The organism is Phenylobacterium sp. Root700 (assembly GCF_001429025.1).
GTDB lineage: Bacteria > Pseudomonadota > Alphaproteobacteria > Caulobacterales > Caulobacteraceae > Phenylobacterium.
The window spans coordinates 36706-56435 of record NZ_LMHT01000032.1; the positions used below are offsets into that span (position 1 = coordinate 36706).

The window sequence follows — 19730 nt, forward strand, 5'->3', positions numbered from 1 at the left end:
CGGTCGTCACCGGGGTGCCGCGATACGGTTTGGCGTCCTTCATCAGGATGTGGGACGCGATCTTGTCGACGCCCAAACCCTCCTGCAGCAGGCGGTCGGCCAGGGCGCCCCAGGCGCGGACGTCGGGCGTCACCACCTTGATCAGGTAGTCGAAGGGGCCGGAGACCTGGGCGGCCTCGACGACCTCCGGGATCTCCGACAGCACCGCCTCGAAGGCCGCCAGGTCGGCGGGGCGATGGCTCTTCAGCGTCACCTCGCCATAGATGGTGACGGTCGGGCGGATGCGTTCGATGTCGAGCCGCGCGTGGTAGCCCTGGATCAGGCCGTCGGCTTCCAGGCGTCTCACCCGGGCCAGGCAGGCGCTGGGCGACAGTGCGACCCGCTCGGCCAAGGCCTGGTTCGTGATGCGGCCGTCGACCTGCAGAATTGCCAGGATTTTCAGGTCCATTCGGTCCAGTGCAGAATATCCGTCCAAGGTCTCGTCCCGCCGCAGTTTATGCGGTGAAGGTCACAGTCTTCCGCCGCCTCTTTGGCGAAATCCCTAGCACAATAAGCTTCTAAGGCTTCGATCATTCTGCGGAGGATGTCATGATCGCCATCGGCGTCGTCGTCCGCCCTGCCGGACCCCAAGACCTGGAAGCTTTGCACGCGCTGGCGCTCACCGCTGGCCTGGGCATGACCAATCTGCCGCCTTGCCGCGAACGCTTGACCGCCTTGCTGGCCGCCAGCGCCGCGGCCCTGGCCGGCGTGCGCAAGGCCGGCAGCCAAATCCTGCTGGTCATGGAGGCCGCCGGCGAGGTGGTCGGCACCGGCTGCATCTTCCCCAGCGTCGGCGGCGACTGGCCGTTCTATTCCTACCGGATCGGGCGGCTGCGCCAGACCTCCCAGGCGCTCGGCAAGGTCGCCGAGAACACCATCCTCACCCCCGTGAACGACTATGACGGCTCGGCCGAGGTCGGGGGCCTGTTCGTGCGGCCGGGGCTGCGCGGCATGGCCGGCGGGCGGCTGATGGCGCGTAGCCGCTACCTGTTCATGGCTGAGCATCGCGACTGGTTCGGCGACCGCGTGGTGTCGGAGCTGCGCGGCTATCAGGATGTCGACGGCCGCTCGCCGTTCTGGGAGGCCGTGGGCCGCAAGTTCTACGGCCTGGAGTTCAAGGAAGCTGACCGCATCAGCGTCGGCGAGGGCAAGCAGGTGATCGCTGACCTTGGTCCGAAATACCCGATCTACCTGAACCTGCTGCCGACCGACGCGGCCCTGGCGGTGGGGCAATATCATCCGGACGGCGCGCGGGCGCATGCCTTGCTGACCGAGGAAGGCTTCCGGTTCGAGGGCTGCATCGACATCTTCGACGCCGGCCCGACCATGGTCGCCGACATCGACAGCCTCAAGGCCGTCCGCGACAGCCGGGTCTCGACCGTCACCGCCATCGGTCCCTGCGGGGATGGCCCGGAGGTCCTGGCCTGCACCGGCGCGGTGCAGAGCTTCCGCGCCTCGCGCGGTCAGGTCTGGTGGAACGACGATGAGTTCCGGGTGAGCCCCGAACTGGCCCACGCCCTGATGCTGCAGATCGGAGACCGCGTCCGTCATGTCGAATTCTGAAGTCGTCTCGACCGATCCCTGCACGAACGAGGTGGTGTGGCGCGGCCCGGCGACGTCGGCGTCCGAGTTGGACGCCGTCATGGCGCGCGCGCGCCAGGGGTTTGCGGCCTGGTCGGCCCTGTCGCTGGAGGAGCGCCACCGGATCGCCCGCACCTTCGCCGATCTGGCCAAGGCGCGGCGCGAAACCATCGCCAGGCTGATCAGCCGCGAAACCGGCAAGCCGTTCTGGGAGACCTTGACCGAGGCCGACACCGTCGCCGGCAAGGTCGAGGTGTCGATCCGCGCCCAGGCCGAACGGGCGGGGGAGCGGGTGGGCGAGGCGGCCGGCGCGCGGGCGCGGCTGGCCCACCGCCCGCACGGCGCCGTCGCGGTGATCGGGCCGTTCAATTTCCCCATGCATCTGCCGAACGGTCACATCGCGCCGGCCCTGCTGGCCGGCAATGCGGTGATCTTCAAGCCCAGCGAGAAGACCCCGGCCAGCGGCCTGTATCTGGCTGAGCTTTGGCGCGAGGCCGGCGTGCCGGACAACGTGCTGCAGGTGGTGATCGGCGCCGCTGAGATCGCCCAGGCCCTGGTCGTGCATCCCGAAACCGACGGCGTCTTCTTCACCGGCGGGGNATTGGGCGGCAACAATCCGCTGATCGCCTGGGACGTCGCCGACGCCGAGAGCGCCGCCCACCTGATCGTGCAGTCGGCCTATGTGTCGGCTGGCCAGAGGTGTTCCTGCGCGCGGCGGCTGATCGTGCCGGCTGGCGCGGCGGGCGACCAGATCATCGATGCGCTCGCCGCCCTGATCGACCGCATCAAGGTCGGCGCGCCGTTCGACGAGCCGCAGCCGTTCATGGGGCCGGTGATCGATCTGTCGAGCGCGGCCGGATTGTTGAAGGCCCAGGCTCGCCTGGGTGGACGAGCGATCCGTGAGATGCAACCGCTCAGCCCCGACCGGCCCTATCTGACGCCGGGCCTGGTCGATGTGACCGGGGTCGAGGTGGTCGACAGCGAGAACTTCGGGCCGTTGTTGCAAGTGATCCGGGCGGGCGACTGGGAGAGCGCCGTCACGGCGGCCAACGCCACGCGGTTTGGCCTGGCCGCGGGCCTGCTGTCGGATGACGAGGCGCTCTATCACCGCTTCTGGACCCAGGTCCGGGCCGGGATCGTCAATTGGAACCGGCCGACGACGGGGGCCGCGGGCACCGCGCCGTTCGGCGGGCCGGGCCTGTCGGGCAACCATCGCCCCAGCGCCTACTACGCGGCCGACTATTGCGCCTATCCGGTCGCGAGCCTGGAGGCTGACAGCGCCAGCTTCCGCATCGCCACGGGCTTGGCGGGATGAGCGCGATCGAGGTCAATTTCGACGGCCTGCCGGGACCGACCCACAATTACGCCGGCCTGTCGGTCGGCAATGTCGCGTCGCAATCCAATCTGGGCGAGGTCTCCTATCCCCGCGCGGCGGCCCTGCAAGGGTTGGCGAAGATGCGAGCGGTGATGGAGCTGGGCCTGGTCCAGGGCTTCCTGCCGCCGCCGCTGCGCCCCGCCGCCGCCGCCCTGCGGCCGTTCGGTTTCAAGGGGAGCGACGACGAGGTGCTGGCCGCCGCCGCATCGGAGGATCTGGGCCTGTTCCGCGCGGCCTGCTCGGCCTCGAGCATGTGGCGGGCCAACGCCGCCACGGTTCTAGCGGCTCCCGACACCGCCGACGGCCGCGTGCATCTGGTGAGCGCCAATCTCGCCGGCATGCTGCACCGAAGCTTCGAGGCCGACGAAACCTTCGAACTCCTGCGCCGGGTGTTTCCCGACACTGACCGGTTCTGCGTCCATGGTCCGCTGCCCAGCGCTCGCCACTTCGGCGACGAGGGCGCGGCCAACCATATGCGGCTGGCGGCCAGCCACGGCGCGCCGGGGCTCAACATCTTCGCCCATGGCGAACTTCGGGGCGGCGCCTATCCTGAACGCCAGAGCCGCCGGGCGAGCGAGGCTGTCGCCCGCCTTGCTGGGCTCGACGGCGACCGTACGCTCTACGCCCTACAGAACGAGGCGGCGGTCCAGGCCGGCGCCTTTCACAACGATGTGGTGGCGGTGGCCAACGCCAATGTGCTGCTGGCTCACCCCGAGGCCTTCGCCGATCCGGCCCGGCTCTATGGCGCTCTGCGCGAGCGGCTGCCGAACCTGCACATCGTCGAGACCTTCGGGGTCAGTCTGGCTGACGCGGTCTCGTCCTATCTGTTCAATTCCCAGCTGGTGACCCTGCCGGATGGCCACATGGCGCTGATCCTGCCGTCGGACGTCAAGGACAGCGCCGTGGCCTGGAAGGCCGTGGAGACCGTGCTCGCCGCCGACAATCCGATCAGCGAGGCCGTGGTGGTCGATGTCCGCGAGAGCATGCGCAACGGCGGCGGCCCAGCTTGCCTGCGGCTGCGCGTGCCGGTCGATGGTCCGGCCAGGGCGGGGATCGACCCGCGCTTCCTGCTGACGCCAGAGCGCTGGCAGGCGTTGTCAGCTGTGGTCGAGGCCCATTGGCCGGAGCGTATCTCCCCTGACGATCTCGTTGATCCGCAGCTGTGGGCCCAGGCCCGGGCCGCTCATGCGGCGCTTGAGGCGGTGATCGCGGACTAGCCCCCCTCCGTCGCGCTTCGCGCGCCACCTCCCCCAGCGGGCAGGGGTATTGCATATGGAACGCGCCTATGGCGGGCGCTCGTCAGATAGAGTCAGTCTATGGGAAACAGGCTCTGTCAGCCGCTAAGCCCTGCCAAAGTCGCGTTTTGCGGTAAACGCGAGCGGCGATCACGATCCGTTCTTCCATATGCGATTGCCCTGCCCAGCGGGGGAGGATCTGGGGACTAGATGCTCCCCCGCTGGGGGAGCTGTCGGCGAAGCTGACTGAGGGGGCTCTACGCCACCAACGTCAAACTGGTCACCGCCGCGAGGACGGCGATGACAGCGGTCGCCGCGGCGAGGGTCCAGGCGAGCCTCGGCTCGATCCGCAGCAGGTCGCGCGGAGCGACCTGGGCCGAGATGGCGCAGACGCCGCCCAGCAACAGGATCTGCGAGGCGGTGGCCAGGGCCGGCAGCAGCGTCTCGGGGATCAGGCCAAGGCTGCGGAGCAGCATCAGACCCGCGAACCCCCAGACGAACAGGGGCGGGGCGGGGAACCGCCGGGAGCCGGCCGAGCCGCCGCGCATGGTCAAGGCGATGGTGACGATCACCGGGCCGAGCCAGAGGATGCGCGAGAGCTTGGCGAGCGCGGCGGAGGCCTCCGTCACCGGTGAGACCGAGGATCCGGCCGCCACCACCTGGGCCACGTCATGGATCGACAGCCCCAGGAACACGCCGATCTGGCGAGGGCTGAAGCCCAGCGCCGTGGCCAGGACCGGGTAGGCGACCATGGCGATGGTCGAGAGCAGGTTCACGCCCACCACGACCAGCGCCGTGGTGCGGCGGCTGTTGTCGGTCTCGGGCAGGGCGCTAGCCGCGGCCATCGCGGCCGACGCCCCGCAGATCGAGACCGCGCTGGCGGCGATCAGGGCCTCGACCAGCGGCAGGCCGGCCAGGGTTCCGATCAGCGTGCCGGCCCCCAGGCTGGCCATCACCACGCCGCCGCTGGCGAGCGCCACGGGCAGGCCAAGTGCGGCCAGTTCGGCCCAGGCGATCTGGGCTCCCAGCAGGGCGACGCCGATCTTGAGGCCAGGCTTGGCCCATAGGACGAGGCCCGGCGCCATCTGGCCCGACAGTCCGGCCAAGCCGAGCCCCATGCCGGCCACGGCTGCCAGCACCGGCGCGGGGAAGCCGGTGGAGCGGCCGATCGCCCAGGCGCAGACCGCCAGCACGCCGACGATCATGGCGCTTCGTGCTGGGTGGTGACGGGTGTCGGCGCCCGCCAGGGCCGGCGTCAGGCTCACGCCTGGAGCGCCGTTGGGGCCTGGGTCGGGGGGCTTTCAGTGCGAAGCCGCGCGTTCATGCGGGTGTGGAGCCGCTTGATGCAGTCGCTGGCGGTCTTCTCGAACCAGAAGGGGAAGATCGCGTGGACGATGCAGGCCAGGCCGGCGACGATCATCGTCACGCCGAAGCTGGTCGCATGACCCATGTGCTGGGAATAGCTCTCGCCCACGGCGGTCGGGTGCCGGATGAATGCGTCGAGCATATGCCTCTCCTGTAGATCGCTTGAACCCCAGGATGGCCCGCTTGGTCGAGAAAGACGTTGTCGATCTCGTCGTGTTCGGATCAATATTGCGAACATATTTCTCGATTTCCGGCGAATGAAATGACGAATGTTCTCCTCGACCCGACCGATCGGCGAATCCTGCGCGAGCTCCAGGCCGACGCCACCATCCCGGTCGCCGAGCTGGCTGAGCGGGTCGGGTTGTCGCAAACGCCGTGCTGGAAGCGGGTCAAGCGGCTGACCGACGAGGGGGTCATCGAGCGCAAGGTGGCGCTGCTGGCCCGCGAGAAATTGGATCTGGGGCTGGTGGTCTTCGTCTCCGTCCGTACCAGCCGCCACGACGAGGCCTGGATCGCTGACTTCGCCAAGGGCGCGGCCGCGCTGCCCGAAGTCGTGGAGTTCTATCGGCTGGCGGGCGAGACCGATTACCTGTTGAAGGTGGTGGTTTCCGACATCTCCGCCTACGACCGTTTCTACAAACGCCTGATCGCCACGGCTCCGCTGAACGACGTCTCCTCCGCCTTCGCGATGGAGCAGATCAAGTTCACCACGGCCCTCCCGCTTTGAGACCCGATGAACCTCTACGACCTGCTCTCATCACGCTTTCCGGCCGACCGCTCCAAGCCGGCCTTCCTGCTCTCCGACGGGAGCGCCGTCTCCTATGGTGAGCTTGAGGACGACGTCGCGCGCACCGCCAGCCTGTTGGTCGAGTACGAGGTCGAGCCGGGCGACCGGGTGGCGCTGCAATCGGAGAAGAGCGTCGCGGCGGTGGCGGTCTATCTGGCGACCCTGAAGGTCGGCGCGGTCTTCCTGCCGCTCAACACCGCCTATACCGAGGCCGAGGTCGACTACTTCCTCGAGGACGCCGAGCCGGTGCTGTTCGTAGAGGACGCGCAGGCCCTGGTCGCCGATGCGAGAACCCGGCCGCCACTGGTCGAAACCCTGGCCATGGACGACGACGACCTGGCCTCGATCATCTACACCTCGGGCACGACCGGGCGGTCCAAGGGGGCGATGCTCAGCCACGGGAACCTGGCCGCCAACGCCCAGGCCCTGCACCAGATCTGGGGCTTCACGTCAGACGACGTGCTGCTGCACGCCCTGCCGATCTTCCACGTCCACGGGCTGTTCGTCGGCCTCCATTGCGCCTTCCTGTCGGGCGCGCCGATGGTCTGGCTGCCCAAGTTCGACGACGCCCAGGTGCTGGACGGGCTTTCCAAGGCCACGGTGATGATGGGGGTGCCGACTTTCTACACGCGCCTGCTGGCCAACCCTGGCTTCACACAGGAACGCGCTAGCCACATGCGGCTGTTCATCTCCGGCTCGGCGCCGCTGCTGGAATCGACCTTCGCCGAGTTCGAGGCGCGGACCGGCAAGCGCATCCTTGAGCGCTACGGGATGAGCGAGGCGGTGATCATCACCTCCAATCCGCTGGACGGCGAACGGATCGCCGGCAGCGTCGGCTATCCCTTGCCGGGCGTGGATCTGCGCGTCGCCGGCGGCGAGACCGGGACCATCGAGATCAAGGGGCCGAGCGTCTTCGCCGCCTATTGGCGAATGCCGGAGAAGACCACGGAGGAGTTCACCGCCGACGGCTACTTCATCACCGGCGATGTGGGCCGCCAGGACCCCGACGGCCGGGTGTGGATCTCCGGCCGCGCCAAGGACCTGATCATCTCCGGCGGCTTCAATGTCTATCCCAAGGAGATCGAGTTGATCTTCGACGAACTGCCGGGCGTCAGCGAAAGCGCCGTGATCGGCGTGCCGCACCCGGACTTCGGCGAGGCGGTGGTGGCGGTGGTGATCGGCCAGGGCGACGAGGCGGCGATGATCGCCCAGGCGCGCACTCAGCTGGCGGCCTTCAAGGCGCCCAAGCGGGTGTTCTTCGTCGACGAACTGCCGCGCAACGCCATGGGCAAGGTGCAGAAGAACCTGCTGCGCGAACGCTATGCGGAGACCTTCGCCTGACATGCGCCTGATCGACCGCGAAGAGGTGGCCCGCCGGCTCACCTACGACATGGCCATCCCGATCGTGCGCGAGGCGATGATCGCGCTGTCGGCCGGGACGACGCGCCAGCATCTGCGCTCGATCATCCCGCTGGCCCAGGGCCGGATGTTCGGGATCATGCCCGGCGCGCTGGGCGAAACCGCCCCCTTCGGCGCCAAGCTGATCAGCGTCTTCCCCGACAATTTCGCCAAGGGCGTCCAGTCGCACCAGGGCGTGATCGTGCTGTTTGACCCGCAGACCGGCGCGCCGGTCTGCGTGGTCCATGCGGGCGAGGTCACGGCCATCCGCACCGCAGCGGCCAGCGCCGTCGCGACGCACGCGCTCGCTCGCCCCGAGGCCTCGCGCCTGGCTCTGCTGGGCTATGGCGAGCAGGCGATGACCCATGCGCGCGCCATCGCCAAGGTCCGCAAACTGTCGGCGATCTCGGTCTGGGGCCGCGACGCCGCGCGGAGCCAGGCCTTCGCCCGCAAGCTCGACACCGAGATCGGCGTGCCGGTCGTCACCCATGCCGAGGTCGAGCCGGCGGTCGGTGACGCCGACATCATCTGCACCCTGACCCCCGCCGCCGAACCGATCCTCAAGGGGGCCTGGGTCGCGCCGGGCGCGCACCTCAATCTGGTGGGTTCCAGCTATGCCGGGCCGGTGGAGGTGGACAATGACCTGGTGATCGCAAGCCGCTTCATCGCCGACAGCCGCGAGGGCGTGCTGCGCCAGGGGGCCGAATTCCTGCGCGCCAAGGAAGCTGGGCTGATCGGCGACGACCATATCGTCGCCGAGATCGGCGAAGTGCTGTCGGGCAAGATCGAAGGGCGCCGGTCGGCTGAGGAGATCACCGCCTACAAATCACTCGGCCACGTGGTGCAGGATCTGGCCACCGCCTGGGCGCTCCATGTCGATCACGAGGCCAGTCCTCAGGGCTGATATCGGCTGGGGGCGACGCCGAGCAGGCGCTTGAACATGGTGGCGAAGGCCGCCGGGCTTTCGTAGCCGAGATCGAGAGCGATGGCGGTCACCTGATCGCCGGCCGCCAGCCGGGGCAGGGCCACCAGCACGCAGGCCTGTTGCCGCCATTCGGCGAAGCTCATGCCGGTCTCGCGCCGGAACAACCGGGTGAAGGCGCGCCTGCCCATGCCGAGCGCGTCGCTCCAGCCGTCGATGGTGTCGTGCGGGCTAGGTTGTTCCAGAAAGGCGTGGCACCTGGCGACCAGGGTCGGCGTCATGGGGAAGGGAACGGCCAGCGGGATCACCGGCGCCCGTTCCAGCTCGGTGATCAGCAGCGACATGACCTGGCCGTCGCGCCCATCCAGGTCGTACTCCCGCTCGATGTCGCAGGCCTCGACCAGCAGGCTGCGCAGCAGCGGCGACACCCCGATCACCCGGCTACGGTCGCCGAGCGCCGCGCAGGTTCCAGGGTCGATCAGTACGCTGCGGGTGCTGACCGCCCCGACCATCTTCACCGAATGCGGTACGCCGGCCGGGGTCCAGACGGCGCGCTCGGGCGGGGCCACCCAGGCGCCATGCGGCGTCGACAGCGCGACCACCCCCTTGGCGGCGTAAAGCAGCTGGCCGCGCCGGTGCGAATGCCACTCCAACTCATGCGACGGCGGATAGTCGTTGCCTATGGCGACGATGGGCCGGGGGATGTCCTCATAGTCATTCGGATCGATCCAGGTGGTCATTGTCCCACTCGCGAAACTGAACGACCCATATAGGAATGCGGGCGACCGGCGAAAAGCCTATGCGAGGCCTATCAGTTTGGAGCCTCAGATGAGCGAGCAGATCATTTCCGTGAAACCAGCGACGCAGCCTGTGGCCGGGACCGCCTTCGGCGTCATCCTGGCGATCAGCTTCTGCCACCTGCTCAACGACATGATGCAGTCGCTGCTTCCGGCCATCTATCCGAACCTCAAGGTCGAGTTCGGCTTGACCTTCGGGCAGATCGGGGTGGTCACGCTCGCCTACCAACTCACCGCCTCGATCCTGCAGCCGATGATCGGCCTCTATGCCGACAAGCGGCCGACGCCGATGGCGCTGCCAGCCGGGACGCTGTTCTCGCTGGCCGGGCTGGCGGTGCTGTCGGTGGCGCACTCCTATCCGATGCTGCTGGCCGGGGCCTGCCTGCTGGGCATGGGCTCTTCGGTCTTCCATCCGGAATCCTCCCGCGTCGCGCGGATGGCGGCGGGCGGCCGGTTCGGCCTGGCCCAGTCGCTGTTCCAGGTCGGCGGCAACGCCGGTTCGGCGCTAGGTCCGCTGGCCGCCGCGGTGGTCGTTGTGCGGTGGGGGCAGTCCAGCCTGGCCTTCTTCGCCCTGCTGGCTCTGCTGTCGGGCGGGATTCTGTGGAACGTGGCCAACTGGTATCGCACCCACGGCCTGACGCGCCTGCAAGCCGCCGCCAAGCACGCCGCGGCCGCGGCTCCGCCGACCCGGCAGGCGGTGATCGGCATCGGCATCCTGCTGGCGCTGATCTTCTCGAAATATGTCTATCTGGCCAGCCTGACCAACTACCTGACCTTCTACATGATCGACCGGTTCGGAGCCTCGGTTCAGGCCGCGCAGTTCCACCTGTTCGCCTTCCTGGGCGCGGTGGCGGTCGGCACCGTGGCCGGCGGTCCGCTGGGCGACCGCTTCGGGCGCAAGTACGTGATCTGGTTCTCGATCCTGGGCGTGCTGCCGTTCAGCCTGCTGTTGCCGTTCGCCAACGAGTTCTGGACCCTGCCGCTGACGGTGGTGATCGGGCTGATCCTGGCCTCGGCTTTCCCGGCCATCGTGGTCTACGCCCAGGAACTGGCGCCGGGGAGAGTGGGCATGATCTCGGGTCTGTTCTTTGGCTTCTCGTTCGGCATGGGCGGTATCGGGGCCGCGGTGCTGGGCCTGCTGGCCGACGCCACCAGCATCGAGACGGTCTACCGGGTCTGCGCCTTCCTGCCGGCCATCGGCCTGTTGGCGGGCTTCCTGCCGAAGGTCGAGCAGCATCGCCAACCGCCGCCCACGCCGGGGCTTGAGCCCGAGACCGTGCCCTAGGCGCGCTTCGGCGGCAGCGGGATGAAGCTGGAGGTGCGCTGGATATAGGCCTCGTAGCCTGGCCGCTTGCGGCGCATCCGGCCTTCGATGCTCGGAACCCCGCTCCACCTGGTCAGCAGAAGGGTGACCAAGATGGGGCCGGGGATCGCGGCTATGCCGGCCCAGCCGGTCTCGGCGGCGATCAGGTAGAGGCCCCACCAGACGCAGGCGTCGCCGAAATAGTTCGGGTGCCGGGTGTAGCGCCAGAGGCCGGTGCTGAGCACCTTGCCGGCGTTGGCCGGGTCGGCGCGGAACCTCGCGAGCTGGAAGTCCCCGATGGTCTCGAAACCAATGCCGATCACGGCGACGCCGACGCCGATCCAGGCCAGCGGCCCTAGCGCGCTGGTCGCCGTAACCTGACCGAGTTGCGCCGGCAGGCACACCACGAACTGCACGGGCGCCTGCATGGCGAACACCAGCAACATCGAGGCCTTGGCGAAGCTCCAGCCGCGTTCACTTGCGGCCTTGCCGATCATGACGACGTAACGGCGGTCCGGCCCGTCCTTACGCCAGCGCCACAGGAGGTAGAGGCCGAGCCGCAGGCCCCAGACGGTGCAGAGGAGGGTCAGCGCGCTCGCGTGCGGACCGCGCCCGCCGGTGAAGAGGAACGTTGTCCAGGTGATCGCCACCATGCCCAACGCCCACCAGCTGTCGACGAAGCTGGGATCCTTCAGGCGGATCGAGATCAGCCACAGCACCAGAAAGCAGGCGCCGACGACCGCAGCATTGACGACGAGAATCTGCGTGACGTCCATGAGGGAAGGTTGCCGCCGTTCCGCTAGGGAACGCAATCGGAGCGGCGGCTCCCGACCTTAGGGTTTGTTCTTACGCATTTTCTTCACGCGAACCGGCAGCCACTTCGCTCGAAAATGCTCTAGGCGTCGACCAGGGTCATTCCGCGTTCGTCGTAGCGTTCGCCCTGGACCTTGTCGGCTAGGCCGTCGAGGCTGGCGGTCTCTTCGGCCGTCAGCTTGATGTCGGCCGCCTGGAGGTTGGCTTCGAGGTTGGCCAGCTTGGTGGTGCCGGGGATGGTCACCACGTTCGGCTTGGTGGCCAGCACCCAGGCCAGCGCGATCTGCGAGGGCTGGGCGCCGCGAGCCTTGGCCAGGCGCTCGATCTCTTCGACCAGGTCGATGTTGGCGCCATAGGCCTCGCCCTTGAAGCGCGGGGAGACAACGGCGCGGTAGTCCTGTCCCTCCGGCTTGTGGTCGCGCGTGAAGGCGCCGGTCAGCATGCCGCGGCCCAGCGGCGAGTAGGCGACGACCGTGACCCCGGTGTCCCAGCACAGCGGCAGCACTTCGCGTTCGATGTCGCGGGTGAAGATCGAGTACTCCCACTGCACGGCGGCGATGGGGTGGACAGCCTGGGCCCGGCGCAGGCTGTCGGCGTTGACCTCCGAAAGGCCGATCGCGCCGATCTTGCCTTCCTTCACCAGCTTGGCCATCGCCTCGACGGTCTCCTCGATGGGACGGCCCGGATCCTTGCGGTGGAGGTAGTAGAGATCGACGTGGTCGGTCTTCAGCAGGCGCAGGGACTGTTCGATGGCCCGGCGCATATTGGCTTCCGAGCCGTCGACTCCGCGCACGGTGCGCTCTTTCAGGTCGCCGACCGGACCGAACTTGGTGGCGATGAACGCCTTGTCGCGGCGATCATGGAAGGCCGCGCCCAGCAGTTCTTCGTTGGCGCCGAAGCCATACAGTTCGGCGGTGTCGAAATGGTCGACGCCGCGGTCGAGGGCCGCGTGCAGCAGCTTGACCGCTTCGCCCTGGTCCATCGGCTCGCCATAGGCGATCGACATTCCCATGCAGCCCAGGCCGATGGCGTTCACTTCACGGCCGGTTCGGCCGATTTCCCGACGGATCATGGAGGTCTCCGCAGATTCAGATTGTGGGGGATGTGAGCGCTCACTCACAAGGCGATAAGTAGCTCCCACGCTCAAAAGCGTCAAGGGGAGGGGCTTTGTTCCCGGCGCGATTTTTTGCTTGGCGTTGAACCCGACGTGTGGATTTACGAAACCATGCATCTTTTCCCTGCCGCTCCATCCGACCTGCCTGCTGTCGCCGACATGGTGAACTCCGCCTATCGCGGCGACAGTTCGCGCCAGGGCTGGACCACGGAGGCCGACTATCTGGGTGGTCAGCGCACCGACGCGCAGACCCTGGCGCATGATCTGGCCGCCAACCCCGAGGCCATATTGCTGACGTTGCGGGACGAGGCCGCGGGGCCCTTGCTGGGATGCGCCTGGTTGGAGCCGGCGACTGACGACGCCTGGTACCTGGGCATGCTGACCGTGCGGCCCGATCTGCAGGACCGCAAGCTTGGCCGCACCATGCTGGGCGCCGCTGAGAACCACGCCAAGGAACTGGGCGCAAACCGGATCACCATGACGGTGGTGCAGATCCGCGACACGCTGATCGCCTGGTACGAGCGTCGGGGTTACGTTTCGACTGGCGAAACGCGCCCATTTCCTTATGGCGATCAGCGGTTCGGCGAGCCGATGCGCGACGACCTCAACTTCATCGTGCTTGAGAAGGCGATCTAGCCGCCGACGATCCGGGCTTCGATCAGCGGAACCAGCCAGGCGCCGCGCCGGACGATGCTCATATGCGTCGTGCCAGGCAGCACCGCGAGCTGGGCGTCCGGGATCAGTCTTGCGGCTTCGGCGGCGCGGTCGATCCGCACGAAGTCGTTGTCGCCGATCACCAGCAGGACCGGCGCGGTCAGGGCGGCGATATCCGCGCGCGGCCAGCCGGGCCATTGCGCCAGCATGACGTTGAGCCTGCCGAGGATTTCCTCAAAGGCGTCCGGCTCAGGCGCGCTGCGGCGGAAGCTGTCGGTCCACGCCGCGAATTCGTCGGCGGTCGGCAGCAGGGGGATAAGCTCGGCCGACGGCTCATGGCTGGGATCGCGCTGGAGCTTCACCAGCTCGGGCAGCATGTCGTCGAAGGTGTAGGTCGCCCCGATCGCCGTGATGCTGGCGACCTGGTTGGGATGGCTGATCGCCACGCCGAATGAGACCAGGGCGCCCAGGCTGTGGCCCACGAAGTGAGCGCTGCCGACTTCGAGGTGCGCCAGCACGGCGGAGGCGTCTCGCGCCATCTGCTCCAAGGTGATCGGACCCTGGCGATCGCCGGTGTGGCCGTGACCCTGCATCTCCATGGCGATCACCGGCCGTAGACGGCGCAGCATCGGCAGCAGGTCGTCGGCGAAGGCGGTCTCGATGGTCATCGCCCCGCCGGGCAGCAGCACGAACGGCGGGCGAGCGGAGTCGGGCAGGCCGCCGTGGATCTCGTAATAGACGTCCAGGCCGTCGGTGGTGACGTAACCGCTGCTCGTTTCGCCTTCCATGGCGGGCTCCTTGTCGTGGGTGGCGATCAGAGGACGAACGGCGAGGCCGCTCGCCGACAGGGGGCCCCCAGAAAGGTCAGGCGCGCCAGGAGTCCAGCACGGCCTCGGCCATGGCGTCCAGTTCAGCCTCGCTCCAGCGGCGGCCCTTGAGCTCGCTTTTCAGCATGTAGCCGACCGGAGCGAAGAACAGGTTGGACATCAGGTCGCCGGGCAAGCTCTTGAACAGGCCGCGCTCGACCCCGGCGGCGCGCAGCCGGGTGACCGCGCCGGCGATCGCCTCGTGGGCGGCGCCGCCTTCGCGCTTGGACAGCGCGGATTCTGCGAAGCGTTGGCCGAACATGAAGGCTTCTGAGTCGGCGCGGTAGGTCTCGTAGAGCTTGCGCCACACCCGCTTGACCCGCGCGTCGGGCGCCTCGTCCCCGTGCTCTCCGTCGCTGATCGCTTCGAACACCCCCTGTTTGATCCGGCGATAGACCTCGATCAGCAGGTCGTCCTTGGACGGGAAGTGACGATAGAGCGTGCCCTCGGCCACGCCTGCGGCGCTGGCGATCGCGGCCGTGGTCGCGGCCTCGAAGCCGTCACGGGCGACGATCTCGAGGGCTGCACGCAGCAGCTTGTCCTTGGTTGTGAGGGCCGGGGTGAGCATCTGCTCACAGGTCAGGGGCTGGGCGCGGGATGTCAAGTCTCGGCTTGTGTGGCGCAGCGGCGGAAGGTCGCGCTAGAACATCGCCAACAAGAGATCAGGGAGCCGAACATGGACTTGGGTTTGAAGGGCAAGAAGGCTGTCGTGACCGGCGGCTCGCGGGGCATCGGACGCGCCATCGCCGACCTGCTGGCCGACGAGGGCGCCGACGTCGCGATCTGCGCGCGCAACGCCGAGCAGGTCGCCGCCGCCGTCGAGGCGCTGAAGGCCAAGGGCGTGAACGCCTGGGGCCAGGTGGTCGACATCGCCGACGGTCCGGCCTTGAAGGCCTTCGTGCAGCAGGCCGGCGAGACCCTGGGCGGCATCGACGTCATGGTCTCCAACGCCAGCGCCCTGGTCCAGGGCAATGGCGAGGATGAATGGCAGGCGATGTTCGACATCGACGTCATGGGCGCGGTCCGCACCTTCGAGGCGGCCAAGCCGTTCCTGCTCAAGGCCGGTGAGGCCAACGGCGACGCGGCGTTCCTGATCACCTCGTCGGTCTCGGCCGCTCAGGCCGACAATCCTTCGTCCTACGGCGCCATGAAGGCCGCCCTGATCCACTACGCCAAGGGCGTGGCCCGCGAGAACGCCTCCAAGCACGTGCGTTGCAACGTCATCTCGCCCGGCACGGTGTTCTTCGAGGGCGGCGTCTGGGGCAACGTGAAGGCCGGCATGCCGCAGTTCTTCGAGCAGATGATCAAGCGCAACCCGACCGGCCGGATGGCGACGCCGGAAGAAGTGGCGGCCGCGACCGTGTTCCTGGCCAGCCCGCGCTCGGCCTTCACCACCGGCATCAACATGCTGGTCGACGGCGCGATCTCTTCGCGCGTCAATTTCTAGGGCTAAGGCTTTGGAATACGACTACTTTCAACTCCGACTGGGCCGTGACCGCACGGCCCAGAAGGCGCTCGCCGACCGGCTGCATGCCGCGCCGGACACGGTGGCTGTGTTCGCGCCTCTGCTGGGCTTCGCCTCCAACGAGGCGTTGGTCCTGACGCGGCCAGGGGCCGAACTTGACCTCGACGCCCACAGCGTTGATCGCCTGACCCCGACCTTGCGTCCGACGCAGGACGCGCCACCCGAGCCGGGCGGGATCTATGTCCACAACTGGTTCACTATCGACGGCGATGCGGTGGACGAGTTCGTCCGCCTGTCGGGCGAGGCGTGGCCAGATTTCGAGCGCCGGTTCGAGACCAGGATCTACGGCCTGTTCCTGGCCGCCGAGACCGAAACCGACCGCGCCGATGGCGCGCGCCGGCTGCTGCTGATGACCCGCTATCGCGATCTTGGGGAATGGCAGGTCTCGCGTGATCCGACCTCCGACGCCATGCAGGTGTTCCTGCGCCGCCGGGAGCTGACGCGCGTCTCGCTGGCCCGGGCCTGCATCGTCATGCCGCGAGGCTAGCGGCCGGCGCTCAATTGATGTGAGATCAAGCATCGAAATGGGAGCGGTGGTCATGGCTGACGATGAGGAACTGAGGCTGCGCAAGCTCGCCGAGCGCCGGGCCGATGCGAAGCTGGGCTTTCGAAGTCATCTGCTGGTCTATGGGATCGTCAATGCGGGCCTGGTGGCGATCAACCTGGCGACCTCGCCCGGCTATCTCTGGTTCGTCTGGCCGATGGCCGGCTGGGGGATCGGCCTGCTGGCGCATGGGTTCTCGGTCTACGCCCATGCCGGCGACCAGCGTGAGCGGATGGTCGAGAAGGAACTGACTCGTCTCCGCCGCAACCCGCCGCCGAAACACTAGGACCAGGCATGATCGAACAGACTGTCGAAATCCCCACCCGGGACGGCGCCACCACCACCTTCATCGTCCACCCTGAACGGGGCGGGCCTCATCCGCTGATCCTCTTCTACATGGACGCTCCAGCTATCCGCGAGGAGCTGCGCGATATGGCGCGCAGGCTGGCCAGCTGCGGCTATTACGTGATGCTGCCGAACCTCTACTACCGCGCCGGCGTGCTGGAGATGACGGCTGAGGATCGGGCCGATCCCGAGCACAAGCGGGTGTTCGAGTTGATGAACTCGCTGACCATTCCGCTGGTGATGGCCGACACCGACGCCTTGCTGGTCTATGCTGACAAGGACCCTGCGGCCTCGAAGGGCAAGGCCGGCTGCGTCGGCTACTGCATGAGCGGCCAGTTCGCGATTAACGCGGCGGCGCGTCACCCGGGGCGGATCGCGGCGGCGGCCTCGATCTATGGAACCTTCCTGGTCACCGACAAGGGCGACAGCCCTCATATCGCGGCGCCCAAGGCCAGCGCCGAACTCTACTTCGCCTGCGCCGAGATCGACCGCTGGGCGCCGCTGGAGGTGGTGCAGGCGTTGGACGTCGCCTTGAAGGCCGACCACGTCAACGCCGAGGTCGAGCTCTATCCCGCCGTCCAGCACGGCTTCGCCTTCCCGCAACGCGCCGCCTACGACAAGCCGGCGGCCGAACGGCATTGGGAGCGGCTGATCGCGCTCTATCAGCGGAACCTGGGGTAGCCCTTCGGCCGAGCAGAGGATGACGAGCGAGGGTCAGGGGCGGCGGTCAACCGGTGCGATCCACCCATCCTCGAGGCTCTTGATCGGGTGCGATCCCGTCACCTGGCCCATGAACGGCGGCCAGATGTTGTAGCCGAGCAGGGACTGCAGCCTCGGCGACATGGCCTTGGCCCGCTCGCGCGGCACGCCGAGGAAGAAGTTCTCCTGGGTCCGGCCCCAAGGCTCGCAATACTGGTTGGTGAAGGCCAGCCGCGGCGCCTGGCTGCGGTTGGCGCCGCCACGGTGGAGCAGGGTGCCCTGAAAGACGATGCACCCGCCGGCCGGCATGGTCACCGGGCGCAGCATGGCGGCGACTTCCTCGGGCGCCAGGCTGGAGATCTTCTCGTCGCTCCAGGTGTGGCTGCCGGGAATGATGTCGGTGGCGCCGTTGGTGTCGGTGAACTCGTCGACAGCCCCGATGATCGACAGGCTGATGGCCGGCCGCGGGCGAGGCTGGCGATAGAAGCCGTCGTCGGTATGGACGGCCTGGGCCGCCTCGCCGGGATGGATGCAGATCGCCTGGCTGGCGGTGAGCAGGTAGCCGGGCTGTAGGAAGCGGTCGAGGAGGGCGAGAAGCCGGGGTTCCTCGGTCAGGCGCTCGAAAACCTTTCCCCGCGCGACCAGGGTGTAGACCCGCTCGGTGGCTAGGCCCTCAAAGCTGTTGCGGCCGTGGTGACTGCCAAGGTGCGGCGCGAGCGCTTCCCTGGCCTGAGCCAAGGTGGCGGCGTCGGCGAAGTCCTCGATGATCGTATAGCCGTCCTGCGTCAGGCGCTGGACATGGGCTTCGATGTCGAACGGCGTGGTGGTCATGGCCGCCTCCCAGAGTTTGGGATGAGTCTAGCCGCGTGACGGCAGGGCAAGTCCAGGCCGTTCGTTGTCCCAGATCATCGACGAGCGGGGCGGGCCGAACACGAAAGCGGCGGCGCGAGATAACTCGCGCCGCCGCCAGGTCTACAGAGATCGAAACAGCTCTAGAGCCGCGAGGGGATGATCACTCGCATCGACTCATAGCCCTTCACGAAGGTCGAGAAGACGCGCTTGGGTTCGCTGACCACCTGGATGTCGGGGAAGCGAGCGAGGATCTCTTCCCAGATGATCTTCAGCTGCAGCTCGGCCAGGCGGTTGCCCACGCAGCGGTGGATGCCGAAGCCGAAGGAGATGTGGTTCCGGGGCCGTTCGCGGTCGATGATGTAGTCGTTGGGACGGTCGATGACCTCGTCGTCGCGGTTGCCCGAGACGTACCACATGACGACCTTGTCGCCCTTCTTGATGGTCTTGCCGCCCAGTTCGAAGTCCTGCGTCGCGATGCGGCGCATGTGGGCGAGCGGGGTCTGCCAGCGGATGGTCTCGGAGACCATCGAGGGGATCAGCGAGGGGTTCTCGCGCAGCTTCTTGTACTGGTCGGGGTTCTGGTTCAGCGCCAGGACCGAGCCGGTGATGGTGTTGCGGGTGGTGTCGTTGCCGCCGACCGTCAGCAGCACGATGTTCCCGAAATACTCGCGGGCGGCCATGTTCCGGGTCTCGGCGCCATGGGCCAGCATCGAGATCAGGTCGCCCTTGGGTTCGGCGTTGACCCGCTCGTTCCAAAGGTTGGTGAAGTAGGCGTGGTACTCGACGAAGATCTGCATCTTCTGCTCGAGGGTGTCGATCAGGCCGTGGCCGGGGACGGCGGTGACCACGTCGGACCAGTAGGTCAGCTTGCGGCGGTCTTCCTGCGGCATGTCGAACAGGGTGGCCAGGGTCATGGCCGTCAGTTCCATGGAGACCTTGTCGACCCAGTCGAACTCCTCGCCGATCGGCAGGCTGTCGAGGATCGCCGCGGCGCGCTCGCGGATCAGCGGCTCAAGGATCTGCAGGTTCATCGGCGAGACGGCGGGGCTCACCGTCTTGCGCTGCACGTCGTGCTTGGGCGGGTCCATGGCGATGAACATGGGCAGCGGGCCCTCATCGCCGTCCTGGGTGGCGATGGTGATGCCGCCCTCGGAGGAGAACACCTGGTGGTTCGTGTCGACCGCCATGATGTCGTTGTACTTGGTGATCGACCAGTAGGGGCCGTACTCGCTCTCCGCGACGTAGTGGACCGGGTCTTCCTTGCGGAGACGCTCGAAGTTCCACCACATCTCGTTGGACTGGAAGAGGGCCGGTTGGGCCGGGTCGAGTTTGTCCAGCGGCGTCGCATAGGCTTGCGCGCGGGCGTCCTTGGACAGATCGATATTGCCGTCGCTCATAAGTATCTCCTCCGGTCCGGTAGCGCTCTCGGTCTCCAGCCAAAGATGACGCTGGCGTCAAGTTTAGCGCGCCTTTTGCCGGGCGTCTCCAACTGATCTGCGTTCAGGTGAAGTTTTTC

Annotated in this window: 22 protein-coding genes and 1 pseudogene; 13 read left to right on the plus strand and 10 right to left on the minus strand. The window is 67.6% G+C overall.

Annotated features, from left to right (window positions below; translation table 11 throughout):
- On the minus strand, positions 1-448 hold a 448-nt coding region (locus ASE02_RS16775), incomplete at its 3' end, for an Lrp/AsnC family transcriptional regulator (protein WP_082602162.1).
- A 140-nt stretch (positions 449-588) separates the two neighbouring features.
- On the opposite strand from ASE02_RS16775, the gene ASE02_RS16780 reads away from it, so the two are divergent.
- From ASE02_RS16780 to ASE02_RS16790, 4 genes and pseudogenes are all read left to right on the plus strand, one after another.
- The gene (locus tag ASE02_RS16780) at positions 589-1602 is read left to right on the plus strand and encodes an arginine N-succinyltransferase (RefSeq protein ID WP_056735687.1); all 1014 of its coding nucleotides are present in this window, start codon (positions 589-591) and stop codon (positions 1600-1602) included.
- On the plus strand, positions 1589-2219 hold a 631-nt coding region (locus ASE02_RS23045; protein WP_235536730.1), incomplete at its 3' end, for an aldehyde dehydrogenase family protein. The genes ASE02_RS16780 and ASE02_RS23045, both read left to right, overlap by 14 nt.
- 1 nt (position 2220) lies before the next feature.
- A pseudogene (locus ASE02_RS23050) lies at positions 2221-2935 on the plus strand (aldehyde dehydrogenase family protein); the annotation flags it as partial.
- Entirely contained in the window at positions 2932-4212 is a 1281-nt protein-coding gene (locus ASE02_RS16790; RefSeq protein ID WP_056735689.1) for an N-succinylarginine dihydrolase, read from the plus strand. The pseudogene ASE02_RS23050 and the gene ASE02_RS16790, both read left to right, overlap by 4 nt.
- A gap of 275 nt (positions 4213-4487) precedes the next feature.
- On the opposite strand, the gene ASE02_RS16795 is transcribed toward ASE02_RS16790, so the two are convergent.
- Entirely contained in the window at positions 4488-5495 is a 1008-nt protein-coding gene (locus tag ASE02_RS16795; protein WP_235536731.1) for a YeiH family protein, read from the minus strand.
- A complete protein-coding gene (locus tag ASE02_RS16800; RefSeq protein WP_056735690.1) occupies positions 5492-5737 on the minus strand; it encodes a DUF6356 family protein in 246 nt (81 codons plus the stop codon). Before ASE02_RS16800 ends, ASE02_RS16795 begins: the two co-directional genes overlap by 4 nt.
- A gap of 120 nt (positions 5738-5857) precedes the next feature.
- Here ASE02_RS16800 and ASE02_RS16805 point away from each other — a divergent pair, with 120 nt between their 5' ends.
- From ASE02_RS16805 to ASE02_RS16815, 3 genes are read left to right on the plus strand one after another with little or no spacing between them, the layout of a single operon-like run.
- Positions 5858-6322: an Lrp/AsnC family transcriptional regulator gene (locus ASE02_RS16805; RefSeq protein WP_056735691.1), complete on the plus strand. Its 465-nt coding sequence runs from the start codon at positions 5858-5860 to the stop codon at positions 6320-6322.
- A gap of 6 nt (positions 6323-6328) precedes the next feature.
- Positions 6329-7723, plus strand: a complete 1395-nt coding sequence (locus tag ASE02_RS16810; RefSeq protein ID WP_056735692.1) for an AMP-binding protein — start codon at positions 6329-6331, stop codon at positions 7721-7723.
- Position 7724: 1 nt separating this feature from the next.
- Positions 7725-8684, plus strand: a complete 960-nt coding sequence (locus ASE02_RS16815) for an ornithine cyclodeaminase family protein (protein ID WP_056735693.1) — start codon at positions 7725-7727, stop codon at positions 8682-8684.
- On the opposite strand, the gene ASE02_RS16820 is transcribed toward ASE02_RS16815, so the two are convergent.
- Entirely contained in the window at positions 8675-9442 is a 768-nt protein-coding gene (locus ASE02_RS16820; protein WP_056735694.1) for a helix-turn-helix domain-containing protein, read from the minus strand. The genes ASE02_RS16815 and ASE02_RS16820 overlap by 10 nt on opposite strands.
- Before the next feature lie 88 nt (positions 9443-9530).
- Between ASE02_RS16820 and ASE02_RS16825 the strand changes: the two genes are divergently transcribed.
- Positions 9531-10784 carry an MFS transporter gene (locus tag ASE02_RS16825; RefSeq protein WP_056735695.1) on the plus strand — a complete coding sequence of 418 codons (1254 nt, stop codon included), beginning with the start codon at positions 9531-9533 and terminating at the stop codon, positions 10782-10784.
- Here the strand turns inward: ASE02_RS16825 and ASE02_RS16830 are convergent.
- Together ASE02_RS16830 and ASE02_RS16835 are read right to left on the minus strand one after the other, a co-directional pair.
- Entirely contained in the window at positions 10781-11578 is a 798-nt protein-coding gene (locus tag ASE02_RS16830) for a DUF1295 domain-containing protein (protein WP_056735696.1), read from the minus strand. The two genes, ASE02_RS16825 and ASE02_RS16830, sit on opposite strands and share 4 nt — an antisense overlap.
- 119 nt (positions 11579-11697) lie before the next feature.
- Positions 11698-12687 (minus strand): aldo/keto reductase, encoded by a 990-nt coding sequence (locus tag ASE02_RS16835; protein ID WP_056735697.1) that lies wholly within the window; start codon positions 12685-12687, stop codon positions 11698-11700.
- A 153-nt stretch (positions 12688-12840) separates the two neighbouring features.
- On the opposite strand from ASE02_RS16835, the gene ASE02_RS16840 reads away from it, so the two are divergent.
- A complete protein-coding gene (locus ASE02_RS16840) occupies positions 12841-13365 on the plus strand; it encodes a GNAT family N-acetyltransferase (RefSeq protein ID WP_056735758.1) in 525 nt (174 codons plus the stop codon).
- Here ASE02_RS16840 and ASE02_RS16845 read toward each other — a convergent pair.
- Together ASE02_RS16845 and ASE02_RS16850 are read right to left on the minus strand one after the other, a co-directional pair.
- Positions 13362-14171 (minus strand): alpha/beta fold hydrolase, encoded by an 810-nt coding sequence (locus ASE02_RS16845; RefSeq protein ID WP_056735698.1) that lies wholly within the window; start codon positions 14169-14171, stop codon positions 13362-13364. The genes ASE02_RS16840 and ASE02_RS16845 overlap by 4 nt on opposite strands.
- A gap of 76 nt (positions 14172-14247) precedes the next feature.
- Positions 14248-14853 (minus strand): TetR/AcrR family transcriptional regulator, encoded by a 606-nt coding sequence (locus tag ASE02_RS16850; protein WP_156406098.1) that lies wholly within the window; start codon positions 14851-14853, stop codon positions 14248-14250.
- Between the two features lie 72 nt (positions 14854-14925).
- Here ASE02_RS16850 and ASE02_RS16855 point away from each other — a divergent pair, with 72 nt between their 5' ends.
- The 4 genes from ASE02_RS16855 to ASE02_RS16870 are packed head-to-tail and all read left to right on the plus strand — an operon-like array spanning position 14926 to position 17344.
- On the plus strand, positions 14926-15696 hold the full coding sequence (locus ASE02_RS16855) for an SDR family NAD(P)-dependent oxidoreductase (RefSeq protein ID WP_056735700.1): 771 nt from the start codon (positions 14926-14928) through the stop codon (positions 15694-15696).
- A 10-nt stretch (positions 15697-15706) separates the two neighbouring features.
- Positions 15707-16261, plus strand: coding sequence for a hypothetical protein (locus ASE02_RS16860; RefSeq protein ID WP_056735701.1), 555 nt, complete (start codon positions 15707-15709; stop codon positions 16259-16261).
- A 52-nt stretch (positions 16262-16313) separates the two neighbouring features.
- The gene (locus tag ASE02_RS16865) at positions 16314-16604 is read left to right on the plus strand and encodes a 2TM domain-containing protein (RefSeq protein WP_156406099.1); all 291 of its coding nucleotides are present in this window, start codon (positions 16314-16316) and stop codon (positions 16602-16604) included.
- A gap of 8 nt (positions 16605-16612) precedes the next feature.
- Positions 16613-17344 carry a dienelactone hydrolase family protein gene (locus tag ASE02_RS16870; RefSeq protein WP_056735703.1) on the plus strand — a complete coding sequence of 244 codons (732 nt, stop codon included), beginning with the start codon at positions 16613-16615 and terminating at the stop codon, positions 17342-17344.
- A gap of 33 nt (positions 17345-17377) precedes the next feature.
- On the opposite strand, the gene ASE02_RS16875 is transcribed toward ASE02_RS16870, so the two are convergent.
- Together ASE02_RS16875 and ASE02_RS16880 are read right to left on the minus strand one after the other, a co-directional pair.
- Entirely contained in the window at positions 17378-18193 is an 816-nt protein-coding gene (locus ASE02_RS16875) for a phytanoyl-CoA dioxygenase family protein (RefSeq protein WP_056735704.1), read from the minus strand.
- Positions 18194-18354: 161 nt separating this feature from the next.
- Entirely contained in the window at positions 18355-19611 is a 1257-nt protein-coding gene (locus ASE02_RS16880) for a cytochrome P450 (protein WP_056735705.1), read from the minus strand.
- Positions 19612-19730 lie beyond the last annotated feature (119 nt).